The organism is Metallibacterium scheffleri, from assembly GCF_002077135.1.
Classification (GTDB): domain Bacteria; phylum Pseudomonadota; class Gammaproteobacteria; order Xanthomonadales; family Rhodanobacteraceae; genus Metallibacterium; species Metallibacterium scheffleri.
The window spans coordinates 467,375-481,368 of record NZ_LDOS01000002.1; the positions used below are offsets into that span (position 1 = coordinate 467,375).

A 13,994-nucleotide genomic window follows, 5' to 3' on the forward strand; every position below is an offset into this window, starting at 1 on the left:
ACGCATGCTATGCGCAAGCATGCGCAAAGCCAACGCGTCGCGCATGCGGCGCGCGGATTGCGTCAGTGCTGCATCAGCCAAGCGCCTGCTGCAGTTCGGGCACCAGTTTGAACAGATCGCCGACCAGGCCGAAGTCGGCGATCTCGAAAATCGGCGCCTCGGCGTCCTTGTTGATGGCCACGATGGTGCCGGCATCCTTGATGCCGGTGAGGTGCTGGATGGCGCCGGAGATGCCGATGGCCAGGTACAGCGCCGGCGCGATGATCTTGCCGGTCTGCCCCACCTGCATGTCGCTGGGCACGTAGCCGGCGTCGACCGCCGCGCGCGATGCGCCGACCGCGGCGCCGAGCGTGTCGGCCAGCGCGTAGATGAGCTTGAAGTTCTCCGCCGAGCCCAGCGCGCGTCCGCCGGAGACCACGCGGCTGGCGCTTTGCAGATCCGGGCGGTCGCTCTTGCCGGATTCCAGCGCGACGAAGCGCGTGTGCGTCGGCAGCGCCACCTCGAGCACAAGATTCTCGATCGGCGCGGGCGTGGCGGCAGCCCTGGCCTCGGGCCAGGATGCGGTGCGCACCGTGGCCACCACGGCCTGCCCGCCGGGCGCCTGCACCGTGATCAGCGCATTGCCGGCGTAGATCGGGCGCACGAAGCGCTGCGCGTCCTCGACCTGCATCAAATCGCTGACCTGGGCAACGCCCAGCAGCGCGGCGACGCGCGGCATGAGGTCCTTGCCGAAGGTGGTGGAAGGCGCCAGTACGTGCGTGAAACCCGCGGCGGCGGCGACCACCTGCGGCGCCAGTACCGCGGCGAGTGCATGGACGTTGGCCGGGTGCGCCACGCTGCGCACGCGGGTCACGCCATCCAGCGCGGCGGCGGCCCGGGCCACCGCATCGGGTGTGGCGGCCAGTACCAGCACCTCGATGTCGCCGTCGATCCGCTGCGCGCAGCTCACGCAGCGCGCGGTGGCGGGGTTGAGTTTGCCGTCGTGGTGTTCGGCAACGATCAGGATCTTGTTCATGGTCTTTTGCTCCTCGCTCACACCAGGCCCCTGGTTTTCAGCGCAGCCACCAGCTCGGCTACGTCCTTGACCATCACGCCCTTGCCGCGCCTGGGTGGCGGCGCGTAGTGCGTCGTCCTGAGATGGTCACCGCTGACGATGCCCAGCGCGGCCAGTTCGATCACTTCGATGGGCTTGCTCTTGGCCTTCATGATGTCCGGCAGCTTGATGAAGCGCGGTTCGTTCAGGCGCAGATCGGTGGTGACGACGGCGGGCAGGTCGACCTCCAGCGTCTCCAGGCCGGCATCGACCTCGCGCACCACCGTGGCCTTGCCGTCGGCGATGCCGAGCTTGCTGGCAAAGGTGGCCTGCGGACGCCCCCACAGCGCCGCGAGCATCTGTCCGGTCTGGTTGCTGTCGTCATCGATCGCCTGCTTGCCCAGGATCACCAGGCCCGGCTGTTCCTTTTCGACCAGCTTCAGCAGCACGCGCGCGGCGCTCAGCGGCTGCACCACATCGCTGGTGCTGACATGGATGGCGCGATTGGCGCCCATCGCCAGGCCGTTGCGCAGATGCGCCTGCAGGTCGGCCGGGCCGATGCCGACGATCACGACCTCGCTGGCGACGCCGTGCTCGCGCAGGCGCAGCGCTTCTTCCAGCGCGATCTCGTCGAACGGATTGGGCGAGAGCTTGACGCCGTCGCTGACCACGCCGGAGCCGTCGGGCTTGACCTGGATGCGGACGTTGTAGTCCACGACGCGTTTGTAACCGACCAGGATTTTCATGCCATGTCCTTTTGCTGTGCGGCGCGCGCGAGGCGCAGGCCGGTGCGTGTGGGTGAGTCAGCCCGCGATTTTAACCGCTCTTGGCGAGCGGGCGCCCGTGGTCAGGCGCGTGCATGTCGCAGCAGGGTCTGCGCGAGCCGTGCCGCGGCACCCGGCGCGAAGTCTAGGAACAGCGAGGGCTCGACCAGTTCCAGTTCGATCAGGCAGGGCGCGCCGGCGTCGTCGCGCAGCAGATCCACGCGCGCATACAAGGGTGCGCCGGGCGCCGAGTTGAACGGCGCGGGCAGGGCAGCCAGCACGCGCTGCGCCAGTGCCAGTTCGTCGGCTTGCGGCGTGCGCGGCTGGATGTGCTCGGGCGCGAACAGCGCGCGCGTTGCCGCGGCGTTGGCGGCCAGCAATGGCCCCTTGCGGATGGCGTGGCTGAACACACCATCGAAAAACAGCAGCGCGGTCTCGCCGGCGCTATCCACGCGCGCCAGATATGGCTGGATCAGCGCGCGCTTGCCCTGCGCGTGGATCGCGGCGAGGTGCGCGCGCATCGCCGCGCGTGCGGCGGAGCTGTGGCGCATGGTGTCGCGCGAGCCGGCGCTGACGCTGGGCTTGATCACCAAGTCGGCGTGCGGCCATGCGGCATGTGCGGCATCCAGTGCGGGCTCGATGGCGGCATCCGCGGCGACGAAATGCGTCGGCACGATCGCCATCCCGGCCTGCGCCATCTCGCCCAGATAGCGTTTGTCAGTGTTCCAGCGCAGCAACGCGGGCGGGTTGAACAGACGCGTGCACGCGGCGGCGTGGTCTATCCAGCGCAGATATTCATCCAGGCGCCAGGTGTAATCCCAGGTCGAGCGGATCAGCGCCGCATCAAAGCGCGCCCAATCCGCCTGTGCATCGTCCCAGCACGCGATGTCCACCGCGGCGCCAGCCGCGCGCAACGCGGCCTGCAGCGGGGCGAGGTCGTCATCGCGATCCAGCGCCTCGCGCGTACTGACCAGGGCGATGCAGGGCGGTCTGCTGCTCATGTGATTTCACGCAAAGCGCGCAGGCTAGCCGCAAGCGCAGCGATCGCCAAACGCGCCGGCTGCGCCGCTGCAGCAGATACCGGACAATGCGCCGATGAATGCCGCCACAGCGCTGCCATTGCCAGCCTCGACAAGCCCCTGGCGCCTGTGCGTGGCGCCGATGATGGATTGGACCGACCGCCATTGCCGCGCGTTCCATCGCGTGCTGGCACCCGGCGCGCGCCTGTATACCGAGATGCTGCACGCGCAGGCGCTGCTGCATGGCGATGTCGCGCACCTGCTGGCGCAGGCACCGGGTGAGCGCCCCACCGCGCTGCAACTGGGCGGCAGCGAGCCGCAGGCGCTGGCTGCGGCCGCGCGCATCGGCGCGCGCGCCGGCTACGACGAGATCAACCTCAACGTCGGCTGCCCGTCCGCGCGCGTGCAGGCCGGGCGCTTCGGCGCCTGCCTGATGCTGGAACCCGCGCTGGTCGCCGACTGCGTGCATGCGATGCAGGATGCCGTCAGCGTGCCGGTGACGGTCAAATGCCGCATCGGCGTCGACGACCAGGACGACGAGGCCGACCTCGACCGCTTCGTCGACGGCCTTGTGCATGCCACGGATCTCGGCGTGCTGGTGGTGCACGCGCGCAAGGCGTGGCTGAAGGGTCTGTCGCCGCACGAGAACCGCACGCTGCCGCCGCTGGATTACGCCCGCGTGCATCGCCTGAAGCGGCGCCACCCGTCGTTGACCGTCGTGCTCAACGGCGGGCTGCTGGATGTGGCGACGGCGCGGGCGCAGCTCGCGCACGTCGATGGCGTGATGCTGGGCCGCGCCGCTTACCACGATCCCTGGGTGCTGGCCTGCATGGATGCCGAACTGCGCGGCGTGCAGCCACCCGCGCGCGCCACTGCATTGCGCGCGCTCAAGCCCTACGTTGAATCCGAGCTGGCACGCGGTATGCCGCTCAGGCACATCACCCGCCACGTGCTGGGCCTGTACCTCGGCCGGCCCGGCGCGCGCCGCTTCCGGCGTCTGCTTACCGAGGGTGCGCTGCACCAGGAGGCGGGCTGGGAATTGATCGAGCAGGCGCTGGTGCTGGTCGAAACGGCTTGAGATCAGTTTGCAAATCCGGCCATGCGGCTGCTTGACCCCAAACGATTGCTTGCAAACAAGCGCGCGTGATTCAGGCGCGATTCCGACGCGCGCGCCCGGAACGGGGCAAGCTAGCTGAACAAGCTGAACTACCATACCGCCATGCCACCGTTCCGTATCCTGCTGGTTCCCGCTCTGATGATGTTGGCCGGTCTGGCGCACGCCGCCGACAAGCCCGCGATCACGCTCGATCAGGCCGTGGCCAAGGTGCAGCGCGAGACCGGCGGCAAGGTGCTGGCGGCGGACAGCATCCGCGTGGGCCGGCGTGAGGTGATTTATCGCATCAAGGTGATCACGCCCGCAGGCGTGGTCAAGGTGGTCCAGATCAAGACCGAACTGAAGGAGAAACGCTGATGCGCATTCTGCTGGTGGAAGACGAAGCCCCGTTGCGCGAGACGCTGGCGGCGCGCCTGAAGCGCGATGGCTACGCCGTGGACATGGCCGTCGATGGCGAGGACGGCCTGTTCCAGGGCCGCGAGGTGCCGTTTGACCTGGCGATCATCGACCTGGGCCTGCCCAAGATGTCGGGCATGGAGCTGGTCAAGGCGCTGCGCGAGGTCGGGCAGCGCTTTCCGATCCTGATCCTGACCGCGCGCAGTTCGTGGCAGGACAAGGTCGAGGCACTGAAATATGGCGCCGACGATTACTTGGTCAAGCCATTTCACGTCGAGGAACTGCTGGCGCGCATCAACGCGCTGGTGCGGCGCGCCAGCGGCTGGTCCAAGCCGCAGTTGCGCTGTGGGCCGGTATTGCTGGACACCACCGCGCAGATGGTCACGGTCGATGGCAAGCCGGCCGATCTGACCAGCTACGAGTACAAGGTGCTGGAATACCTGATGCTGCATGCCGGCGAGCTGGTGTCCAAGGCCGACCTGACCGAGCACATCTACCAGCAGGATTTCGATCGCGACTCGAACGTGCTCGAGGTGTTCATCGGGCGTCTGCGCCGCAAGCTCGACGCGGACGGCTCGCTGAAGCCCATCGAGACCGTGCGTGGCCGCGGCTATCGCTTCGCCATCCCGCGCAGCGAGGCCGATGAGGACTGATCCGACACGACCGCTGTCGCTGCTCGCGCGTTCGGCGCTGGCCTCGCTGCTGGCGCTGGTCGCGTTTCTGGGGGTCACCGGTTTCGCCCTGGACCGCGCCTATTACGAGGGCACGCTGACCGCCGAGCGCGATCGCCTGCAGAGTTATTTCTACGCATACCTGGCTGGCTTCGACGTGCGTCGCGACGGCACGCTGATTCCGCCGGATGCGCCACCGCAACCGGATTTCGATCGCCCCGGCTCCGGCTTGTACGCGGTCGTCACCGATAGCCGAGGCGTACGCTGGGCATCGCGTTCGGCGCGCGGGCGCGATTTGCCGTTCACGGGTGATCTCGCGCCCGGACAGGTGGATTTTCGCGGCCCGCTGTCGAGCATGGCCATGGGCCATGTATTCGTGCTGAGCGAGGGCGTGGCCTGGGACATCCCGCACCGCGCGCCGCTGCGCCTGACCCTGCATATCGCCGAATCCGATCAGGCCTTCGAGCGCCAGATCGGCGCATACCGGCGCACCCTGGCGCTATGGCTGCTCGGTCTGGGCGTGGCGCTGCTGGCCATGCAGCAAATGCTGCTGCGCTGGAGCCTGTCGCCGCTGAGCCGGGTGCGCCAGGAATTGCGCCGCGTGCAGCGCGGCGAGTCCAGCGCCTTGTCCAGCGACTATCCGCGCGAGCTGTCCGGCCTCACCCGCGGCCTCAACACCATCATCCAGAGCGAGCGCGAAACCCTCGAGCGCCAGCGCCACACGCTGGCGGATCTGGCGCACAGCCTGAAAACCCCATTGGCGGTGATCCGCGCGCGCTTCGAATCCGGCGCCGACGACGCACCGCCGCCGCAGGTGTGCCACGACGTGCTGGAACAGGTGCGGCGCATGGACAGCATCATCGCGTATCAACTGTCGCGTGCCGCAGCCAAGGGCCGGCAGACCTTCGCCGCGCCGGTGCCGGTGGCCGCGCACGCCGAGGCGCTGGTGCAGGGTCTGGAGAAGGTTCACGCCGTGCGGCGCATCCTGTGCGAGTTCGATATCGATCCCGAAGCCCGGTTCTTCGGTCCCGAGGGCGACCTGCTGGAACTGCTGGGCAACCTCACCGAGAACGGCTTCAAGTGGGCGCGCTCGCGCGTGCTGCTCAGCGTGCACCGCCTGCTCGACGCCACGGCGCTGCGCGAAGGCCTGGAGATCGTCGTCGAGGACGATGGCCCCGGCATTCCGCCCGAGCGCGTCGAGCGCCTGTTGCAGCGCGGCGTGCGCGGCGACGAGCGCGTGCAAGGCCATGGCATCGGCCTGGCCATCGTGGTCGATCTGGTACATGCCTACCGTGCCGAGATGGGCGTGGACCGCTCCGCGGCACTGGGCGGCGCACGTTTCAGTCTGCGCTTTCCGCCGATCCGCTGAGCGCCGCGGCGACCTTCAAGGCACGAGCGCAGCCGGCGGCGCGCCATACAGGCCGGTGAGCAGGCGCGCCACCTCGGGCGCGGCCTGCGCCAGTTGCACCGGCCGCGAAAAATGCAGCTCGCTGGTGACCGCGAAATATTCCTCGGGATTGGTGGCCGCGTAGGCATCGATGGCGCCGTGCTGGCCGTTGTCGAGCTGGCGCTGCAAGTGATCGAAGGCGCGCTGGAAAACGTCGAGCCACACGTGCCGCGACAGTCCGGGTGGCAGTGCCGGCACGCCGTCCATGGCGCCGTCGAGCTGATCGAGCTTGTGCGCGATCTCGTGCACGACCACGTTGAAGCCATCATGGGGATGCGCCAGATCGTGGCTGACGCTGGCCCACGACAGCACCACCGGGCCGCGCGCCCAGGCTTCGCCGATCAGGGTTTCGTCCTGCTCGGTGATCACGCCGGTGCTGCGATCCTGGCGCGGGTGGCGCACGCGGAACTCGCCCGGATACACAATCACCTCGCGCCAGCCGTGCAGCGCGGCGAAGCCGAGTTCCAGTACCGGCAGGCAGGCTTGCTGCGCGATCAGCAGGCAGCGCAGGTCGTCAAGTTGCGCGCCGGCCTCGGCACTGAAGCGCTTGTGCGCGAGGAATTGCGCGCACAGCACACGCAGGCGCTGCTGCCGCGCGCCATCCAGCGCCGCGCACAAGGGCGCGGCGGCGAGCGCGTCGCGCCAGATCGGGTCGGGGATCGCGCGCACCGAAAACAGTCGTGCGCGCAACGCGGCAAACCAGCCACCCAGCGGGATGGGCCAGTTACTGGATCGAGCCTGGCAGCAGCGACTGCCAGCTCAGCACCGGCCGTGCGCGCAGCGGTTGCGCGGGCGCGCGGCTGTTCGCGTCGGGCAGTCGCGCGGCGCCGTCACCGCCGGCATCACCGCCTGCGGCGCGTGTCGGCACGGGTCGTGTCGCGGTCGGGGGCGCGCGCCGCGCGGCGGCTGGCGCGCGCGCTGCAGGCGTGCCGGACGCGGGGCCGCCAACGCCCACTGCGGCAGGCAGCAGATCTCCACCCGACGCCACCGGTTTGGCGCGATCGCCGCGCAGCACGGGCAGGCCATCGGCTGCCTGTGCGCACGCGCACGCGGCCACAGTGCTTAGCAGCAAACCAGCGAACAGGGCAACAGCCTTCATGCGTGTGCTCCGTACCAGCGTCAAGTACGGCATCCTCGCAAATAAACGCGTGGCGTGCCAGTCAGAGGGTGGCGCGCACCATCCAGCACCGACTTCGAGGTTCACGCGTTGAGGTATTCCACCACCTGCAGATCGAAGCCGGCCAGGCCGACCAGCTTGCGCGGGGTGCCGAGCACGCGCAGGCGGCGCACGCCAAGGTCGGCGAGAATTTGCGCACCCTGGCCCAGTTGTCGCCATTCCTGCTGCGCGGCCTGGCGGCTGGCGTCGTGCGGCGCGGGGCCGTGCAGGCGCTGCAGCAGGGCCTCGGCGCTGTCGTCGCCGGCCAGCACCACCACCACGCCACGGTCTTCGCTGGCGATGCGGCGCAGGGCAGCGGTCAGGGTCAGGCCCAGATCCTCGCGCATCAGGTGCAGCACGTCGGACAGCGTGTTGCGCGCATGCACGCGCACCAGCACCGGGCTGTCGCCGGCGACCTCGCCGCGCACCAGCGCGAAGTGCAGGCCGCGGCGCAGCAGGTCGCGGTAGGCGATCAGTTGGAACGTGCCGAACTCGGTTTGCGTCGGCGCGGCATGGACGCGCTCGATGGTTTTCTCGGTGGTCAGGCGGTAGCGGATCAGCTCGGCGATGCTGCCGATGCGCAGGCCGTGCTGGCGCGCGAAGGCTTCCAGTTGCGGGCGTCGCGCCATGCTGCCGTCGCTGTTGAGGACTTCCACCAGCACGCCGGCCGGCTCCAGTCCGGCGAGACCGGCAAGATCACTGGACGCCTCGGTGTGGCCGGCGCGGGTGAGCACGCCGCCGGGCTGCGCGGCCAGCGGAAAGATGTGGCCTGGCTGAGCCAGATCCTCGGCGCGCGCGCCATCGCGCACGGCGACTTGCACGGTGTGCGCGCGGTCGTAGGCCGAAATGCCGGTGGTCACGCCCTCGGCGGCCTCGATCGACACGGTGAAGTTGGTGTGGTGCGAGGAGGTGTTGTCGCTGACCATCGGGCGCAGGCCCAGTTGCCGGCAGCGCTGCTCGGTGAGCGCGAGGCAAATCAGGCCGCGGCCTTCGCGTGCCATGAAGTTGATGTCCTCGGGGCGCACTTTTTCGGCGGCCATGATCAGGTCGCCCTCGTTCTCGCGGTCCTCGTCGTCGACCATGATCACCATGCGCCCGGCGCGGATGTCGTCGAGGATCTCGGGGATGCTGTCGAAGGCCATGATGCGTGTCGCCGCGCGGTGGGAACGGCGATTTTACGCCGCGCCGATCAGGCCGCGCGCGATCAGCAGTTGCCGGGCCTCGCTGGCGTCCTGCTCGAACCACGCGTGCGCGCTGCCGAGGCGAAAACTGTATCCCCAAGCGTCCATGTCGGCCTGCATGCGCGCGCGGCCGACGCCGGGCAGGGCATCGGCCAGCACGATCTGCAGGTAGCAGGTCGCGTCTTCTTCCTCGATCGAGTCGGTGGCGTCGGTGTGCACCCGCGCGCGGCGCGCGGGCGGCAACACGAGCAGGTGGCAGGCCTCGTGCAGCAGCGAATGCAGCGGCGTGTCCGCGCGCGCGAACACCGTGCCGCCGATGACGCCGGCCTCGCACTCACCCCAGTAGCTGCCGGGTATGGCCGCGCCGGGCGCGACTTCGACCAGTCGCAGTCCGTGACGCGCCAGCAGCGCGCGCGGCGCGGCGAAACCCAGATCAGATACCAGCAGGACGGAGGGCATGGGCAGGCTGCAAGGACAGGTGGTATGCGGTCGAGCCGTGTGCGTGGAGTAGCAGGCCATTGATCGAGTCCCGAGCCCCGAGCCCCGAGTTCTCTCACGTCGTCATGCCCGCGCAGGCGGACATCCAGTTGCAAGCCACACGACAGCGGACTGGATCCCCGGTTCGCGCAGCGCGCGCCCGGGGATGACGAGGATGATGTAGCTCCGCGCGACGGCGGGGTCCACACCCGAGTCCCGAGCCCCGACGAGTCAGGTCGTCGCGCCCGGCTTGTGCTCGGGCAGCGCCACGGACAGCTCCAGCACCTCGTGCTCGCCGTCGCGCTCGACCTGGATGTTGATCGCGTCCAGCTCGACGTGCACGTATTTGCGGATGACCGCGAGCAGTTCGGTGCGCAGCAGCGGCAGATAGTCGGGCGAGCCGCGCGAGGAGCGCTCCTGCGAGACGATGATGCGCAGGCGCTCCTTGGCGATGTTGGCGGTGTTCTTCGGCCGCGCCTTGAGAAAGTCGAGGATGCCCATGCTCAACTCCCGAACATCCGCTTGAACAGGCCCTTTTTCGCCGCCTCGGTGAAGCGCATCGGGCGTTCCTCGCCGAGCAGCCGCGCGATGGCATCGACATAGGCCTGGCCGGCGTTGGAGGTCGCGTCGAGGATCACCGGCACGCCCTGGTTGGAGGCGCTGAGCACGCTGTCGTGCTCGGGGATCACGCCCAGCACCGGCAGGCCCAGCACTTCCTCGACATCGCTAATGCTGAGCATCTGCCCGCTGCCGACGCGTTCGGGGTTGTAGCGCGTCAGCAGCAGGTGCGCGGGCACGCCGCCCTTGCCGGATTCGGCGTGGCGGGTCTTGCTGGACAGCAGGCCGAGAATGCGGTCGGAGTCGCGCACGCTGGACACCTCGGGGTTGACCACCACCAGCGCGCGATCGGCGAAGTACATGGCCAGGAACGCGCCTTTCTCGATGCCGGCCGGTGAATCGCAGACGATGTAGTCGAAACCGTCGGCCTTGAGTTCATCGAGCACGCGGCCCACGCCATCCTGGGTCAGCGCCTCCTTGTCGCGTGTCTGCGAGGCCGCCAGCACGTACAGGTTGTCGTGGCGCTTGTCGCGGATCAGCGATTGCTTGAGCGTGGCTTCCTGGTGGATGACGTTGACGAAGTCATACACCACGCGCCGCTCGCAGCCCATGATCAAGTCGAGGTTGCGCAGGCCCACGTCGAAATCGATGACCGCGACTTTCTTGCCTTGCATGGCGAGGCCTGTGGCCAGCGAAGCGCTGGTCGTGGTCTTGCCTACACCTCCTTTGCCGGAGGTGACGACGATGGTCTCGGTCAAAGCATTGTCTCCCGTATTGCCGTGTTCATTGTGGATTGGTCGGCTGCACGGCTAGTGGTCCAGGCGTGCAATCAGCAATTTTTCCCCCTCCAGCCAGCATTGCACAGCGCGGCCCTCGAGGTCATCGGGAATTTCCTCGAAATTGCGGTAGCGGCCGGCGATGGACACCAGATCGGCGTGGAAGGACTGGCAGTAGATGCGCGCCTGTTCGTTGCCGCCAGCGCCGGCGAGGGCGCGGCCACGCAGGCTGCCGTAGATGTGGATGCTGCCGTCGCTGATCACCTCGGCGCCGGCGGCGACGTTGGCGGTGACCACCAGATCGCGCGCCTCGGCGTACACCTGCTGACCCGAGCGCACCGCCTGGGCGTGGTGCAGGGTCGGGGCGCTGGCGGCGGCAGGGCTGACGGCGGCTGGCGCGGCTTCGGCTTCAGCCGCGCGGGCGCGGCGCGGCATCGGCGCGGGTTCGGGCGCTGGCGCCGCAGCGGTGTCAGCCAGCGCGGGTTCGTAGGCGGCACGGAACTTGGCGATCAGCGGCAGGTCCAGCGCCTGTGCCAGTGCCTCGATGTGGCGGGTGCCGTAGGCCAGTGCCACCGGCAGCATGCCGGCGGCGCGTACCGCGTCGAGCAGGGCGGCGCAGGCGTCGCGGTCGATGTCTTCCTGCAAATGCCCCAGATCCAGCACCACTGCGGCGCGCGCGAACAATTGCGGCGCCTTGTGCACGCGTTCGGCGAGTGCCGCCTGCAACGCGGCAGGATTGTTGCCGGTGACGCGCACGTTGGCGATGCCGACCTGGCCGAAGCGCAGATCGCACACGCTGTCGGTCACGGATTTGGCCGCCATGCGCGCGTCAGGCCTGTGCCGCGGCGCGGCGCGGGGCGCGTGCCGGCACGTCGCGGCTGCGTAGCCAGGGCAGATCGGGCAGGCCGCCTTGCGCCAGATACGTATCGCGCACGAACGCGAAACTGCACAGTTCCTTGCCCAGCAGGCTGACGCGGCGCCCGATGTCCGGCATCACCTGCTGGCCGAGTTCGCGGAAGCCATAGGTGCCATGGAACAGCACCACCGCGTCGTTGGGCGGCTCGAGGAATACCTCGCAGGTCAGCAGCGGCACACGTACCTCGGCGTAGCTGTGCACATCAGCGTAGAACACGCGGCCGAGACCATGGCCACGCATGTTGCCGGCGATCACCACGCGGTCGATATAGACGAACGCGGGATGGCGTTCGGCGAACCAGTTAAAGTTGGGGCTGTCGTGCGCGGCGTGCTCGCGGAAGGCGAGCAGAAATCCGGCGGCGTGGCCATCGACCTCGGCGATGCGGAAATAATCGGCGTTGGCGTACAAGCGCCGCAGGTGCTCGCCGTCGAGTGGCAGGATCCCGGGGCCGGCCGCGTTGTTGATCGCCAGCACGGCGTCCAGATCGTTCTCGCAGGCCTCGCGCAGCGCCAGATTCATGCCTTACTCCCGGTGATGCGGGGCCATGCAGCGCCCGGCGACGCAGCATTATTGCATGCGATGCGATGCCGCCAAGTTGCGCTGCCGCGAGCGCCCGCGCGGATCGCAGTGCTTGCCTTGCGCGAGTGCCCGTGCATGAATGCGGCGCATGCGCTGGCCTGCCGTCAATCACACCCGTCTGCTGCGTTACACGGGGCTGTTCACCTACTTGTGCACGGGCATTCCGCTACTGCGCGTGGATTGGACGCTGGAGCGCGTCAGTGCGTTCAGTCACCCCGATATCGGCCTGGGGTTGCTGCTGCTGTGCTACGTGGTGTTCGGCATCGTGTACTGGCTGCTGACACGGCGCCTGGGTTCGCGCCGCCATCCGGTACTGAAGATTCTCGGCCTCGGCGTGCTGACCGCGACCGCCATCGGTGTGGGCTGGTTCAGCCACAGCGGCCTGTCGGCGCTGCTGCTGGTCGTGGTGGCGGTGGCATTGCCATGGACCTTGCCGCTGCCGATCGGTATCGCCTGGCTGGTGCTGCAGAACATGGCACTGATCCCGGTGTTTGCCGGTTTTCCCGGTTTCGGCTGGGGTACGGCGACGCTGCAGGCAGCGTTGTACCTCGGTTTCGCCACGCTGATGTTCGTCACCTCGATGGTGGCGCGGCAACAGGACGATGCGCGCGAGGAGCAGCGCCGGCTCAATTCCGAACTGCGCGCCACGCGCGTGCTGCTGGCCGAATCCAGCCGCATCGGCGAGCGCATGCGCATCGCACGCGAGCTGCACGATCTGCTCGGCCACCATCTCACCGCGCTGACGCTGAATCTGGAGGTGGCCAGCCACCGCGTGGCGCCGGCGGAAGTCGGCCCGGTGCGCCAGGCGCAAGCCATCGCCAGGCAGTTGCTGGGCGATGTGCGCGAAGTGGTCAGCGAGCTGCGCCAGGGCGAGGCGCTGGACCTGAGCCAAGCGTTGCGCAGCCTGATCGAGGGGGTGCCCACGGTGCAGGTACATCTGGACCTGCCGCCCGCGTTCAGCGTGGATGAGCCGCAACGCGCGCAGGTGATGTTGCGCACGGTGCAGGAAATCCTGACCAACACCGCGCGCCATTCCGGCGCGCGCAATCTGTGGCTGAGTTTCAGCCGCACCGAGGCCGGCGAATTGAAGCTGGATGCGCGCGACGATGGCCGCGGTGCGGGTACGATTCGACCCGGCAACGGCCTCAATGGCATGCGCGAGCGCCTGGCCGCGGCCGGCGGCCGGCTGCTGATCAGTGCCGCGCCCGGACATGGATTCGCGCTTACGGCGTGGTTGCCTATGGAGAAAATCGCATGATCAACGTGTGCCTGGTGGACGATCAGACCCTGGTGCGCCAAGGCATTCGCTCGCTGCTGGATCTGGCTGATGACATCCGCGTGGTGGCCGAATGCGGCGATGGCGCGCAGGCGCTGGAAACCATCCCCAAGCTGCGCCCGGACGTGGTGCTGCTGGACATGCGCATGCCGGGCATGAACGGCATCGAGGTACTGCAGGCGCTGGCCGCCAGGAATGCGCTGCCGCCGACCGTGATCCTGACTACGTTCGATGACGATCAACTGGTGCTGGCCGGGCTCAAGGCCGGCGCGCGCGGCTATCTGCTCAAGGACGTGTCGCTGGAGCAACTGGTCGAGGCGGTGCGCACGGTGGCCGCGGGCGGCTCGCTGGTGTCGCCGGTGGTGACGCAGCGCCTCAAGGCCGGGATCGAGCGCATGGGCACGCAGTTCCAGAGCCTGGAGCAGCCCGATCCGCTGACCGAGCGCGAAACCGAGATCCTGCGCCTGATGGCCGGCGGCTACAGCAACAAGGAAATCGCCAACTCGCTGGCCGTGGCCGAGGGCACGGTGAAAAATCACGTGTCCAACATCCTGTCCAAGCTGGGCGTGCGCGACCGCACGCGCGCGGTGCTCAAGGCGCTGGAGCTGGGCATCGTCTGAGCGCATGCCGC

The 13,994-nt window shown here is 68.6% G+C and carries 17 protein-coding genes; 6 read left to right on the forward strand and 11 right to left on the reverse strand.

All coding sequences use genetic code 11. The features are described 5' to 3' along the window. Positions 1-73 precede the first annotated feature (73 nt). From Mschef_RS07255 to Mschef_RS07265, 3 genes are all read right to left on the reverse strand, one after another. Positions 74-1,015 carry an electron transfer flavoprotein subunit alpha/FixB family protein gene (locus Mschef_RS07255; protein ID WP_081129897.1) on the reverse strand — a complete coding sequence of 314 codons (942 nt, stop codon included), beginning with the start codon at positions 1,013-1,015 and terminating at the stop codon, positions 74-76. Between the two features lie 17 nt (positions 1,016-1,032). After that, entirely contained in the window at positions 1,033-1,779 is a 747-nt protein-coding gene (locus Mschef_RS07260) for an electron transfer flavoprotein subunit beta/FixA family protein (RefSeq protein WP_081127165.1), read from the reverse strand. Between the two features lie 101 nt (positions 1,780-1,880). Further along, complete coding sequence (locus tag Mschef_RS07265) at positions 1,881-2,798, reverse strand: ATP-grasp domain-containing protein (RefSeq protein WP_081127166.1); 918 nt, start codon at positions 2,796-2,798, stop codon at positions 1,881-1,883. Positions 2,799-2,892: 94 nt separating this feature from the next. Between Mschef_RS07265 and dusA the strand changes: the two genes are divergently transcribed. From dusA to Mschef_RS07285, 4 genes are all read left to right on the forward strand, one after another. After that, positions 2,893-3,894: a tRNA dihydrouridine(20/20a) synthase DusA gene (dusA, locus tag Mschef_RS07270; RefSeq protein ID WP_081127167.1), complete on the forward strand. Its 1,002-nt coding sequence runs from the start codon at positions 2,893-2,895 to the stop codon at positions 3,892-3,894. 141 nt (positions 3,895-4,035) lie between these two features. Then, a complete protein-coding gene (locus Mschef_RS07275; protein ID WP_136256416.1) occupies positions 4,036-4,287 on the forward strand; it encodes a PepSY domain-containing protein in 252 nt (83 codons plus the stop codon). Then, the gene (locus Mschef_RS07280; protein ID WP_081127168.1) at positions 4,287-4,979 is read left to right on the forward strand and encodes a response regulator transcription factor; all 693 of its coding nucleotides are present in this window, start codon (positions 4,287-4,289) and stop codon (positions 4,977-4,979) included. Before Mschef_RS07275 ends, Mschef_RS07280 begins: the two co-directional genes overlap by 1 nt. Further along, positions 4,969-6,366 (forward strand): ATP-binding protein, encoded by a 1,398-nt coding sequence (locus Mschef_RS07285; RefSeq protein ID WP_081127169.1) that lies wholly within the window; start codon positions 4,969-4,971, stop codon positions 6,364-6,366. The genes Mschef_RS07280 and Mschef_RS07285 overlap by 11 nt, the downstream gene beginning before the upstream one ends. 15 nt (positions 6,367-6,381) lie before the next feature. On the opposite strand, the gene Mschef_RS07290 is transcribed toward Mschef_RS07285, so the two are convergent. The 8 genes from Mschef_RS07290 to Mschef_RS07325 all read right to left on the reverse strand — a co-directional run bounded on the left by Mschef_RS07290 (position 6,382) and on the right by Mschef_RS07325 (position 12,027). Next, entirely contained in the window at positions 6,382-7,134 is a 753-nt protein-coding gene (locus tag Mschef_RS07290) for a M90 family metallopeptidase (RefSeq protein WP_242426486.1), read from the reverse strand. Between the two features lie 34 nt (positions 7,135-7,168). Continuing rightward, entirely contained in the window at positions 7,169-7,543 is a 375-nt protein-coding gene (locus Mschef_RS07295; RefSeq protein ID WP_081127171.1) for a hypothetical protein, read from the reverse strand. Between the two features lie 101 nt (positions 7,544-7,644). Further along, complete coding sequence (gene ribB / locus Mschef_RS07300) at positions 7,645-8,742, reverse strand: 3,4-dihydroxy-2-butanone-4-phosphate synthase (protein ID WP_081127172.1); 1,098 nt, start codon at positions 8,740-8,742, stop codon at positions 7,645-7,647. Positions 8,743-8,775: 33 nt separating this feature from the next. Then, a complete protein-coding gene (locus Mschef_RS07305) occupies positions 8,776-9,240 on the reverse strand; it encodes a hypothetical protein (protein WP_081127173.1) in 465 nt (154 codons plus the stop codon). Between the two features lie 249 nt (positions 9,241-9,489). Beyond that, complete coding sequence (minE, locus tag Mschef_RS07310; protein ID WP_081127174.1) at positions 9,490-9,759, reverse strand: cell division topological specificity factor MinE; 270 nt, start codon at positions 9,757-9,759, stop codon at positions 9,490-9,492. Positions 9,760-9,761: 2 nt separating this feature from the next. Further along, positions 9,762-10,574, reverse strand: a complete 813-nt coding sequence (gene minD / locus Mschef_RS07315; protein ID WP_081127175.1) for a septum site-determining protein MinD — start codon at positions 10,572-10,574, stop codon at positions 9,762-9,764. Between the two features lie 51 nt (positions 10,575-10,625). Next, positions 10,626-11,414, reverse strand: a complete 789-nt coding sequence (gene minC / locus Mschef_RS07320; RefSeq protein WP_081127176.1) for a septum site-determining protein MinC — start codon at positions 11,412-11,414, stop codon at positions 10,626-10,628. Positions 11,415-11,421: 7 nt separating this feature from the next. Continuing rightward, positions 11,422-12,027: a GNAT family N-acetyltransferase gene (locus tag Mschef_RS07325; protein ID WP_081127177.1), complete on the reverse strand. Its 606-nt coding sequence runs from the start codon at positions 12,025-12,027 to the stop codon at positions 11,422-11,424. Between the two features lie 148 nt (positions 12,028-12,175). Here Mschef_RS07325 and Mschef_RS07330 point away from each other — a divergent pair, with 148 nt between their 5' ends. Together Mschef_RS07330 and Mschef_RS07335 are read left to right on the forward strand one after the other, a co-directional pair. Further along, the gene (locus Mschef_RS07330) at positions 12,176-13,345 is read left to right on the forward strand and encodes a sensor histidine kinase (RefSeq protein WP_081129898.1); all 1,170 of its coding nucleotides are present in this window, start codon (positions 12,176-12,178) and stop codon (positions 13,343-13,345) included. Beyond that, entirely contained in the window at positions 13,342-13,983 is a 642-nt protein-coding gene (locus tag Mschef_RS07335; RefSeq protein ID WP_081127178.1) for a response regulator, read from the forward strand. Before Mschef_RS07330 ends, Mschef_RS07335 begins: the two co-directional genes overlap by 4 nt. Positions 13,984-13,994 lie beyond the last annotated feature (11 nt).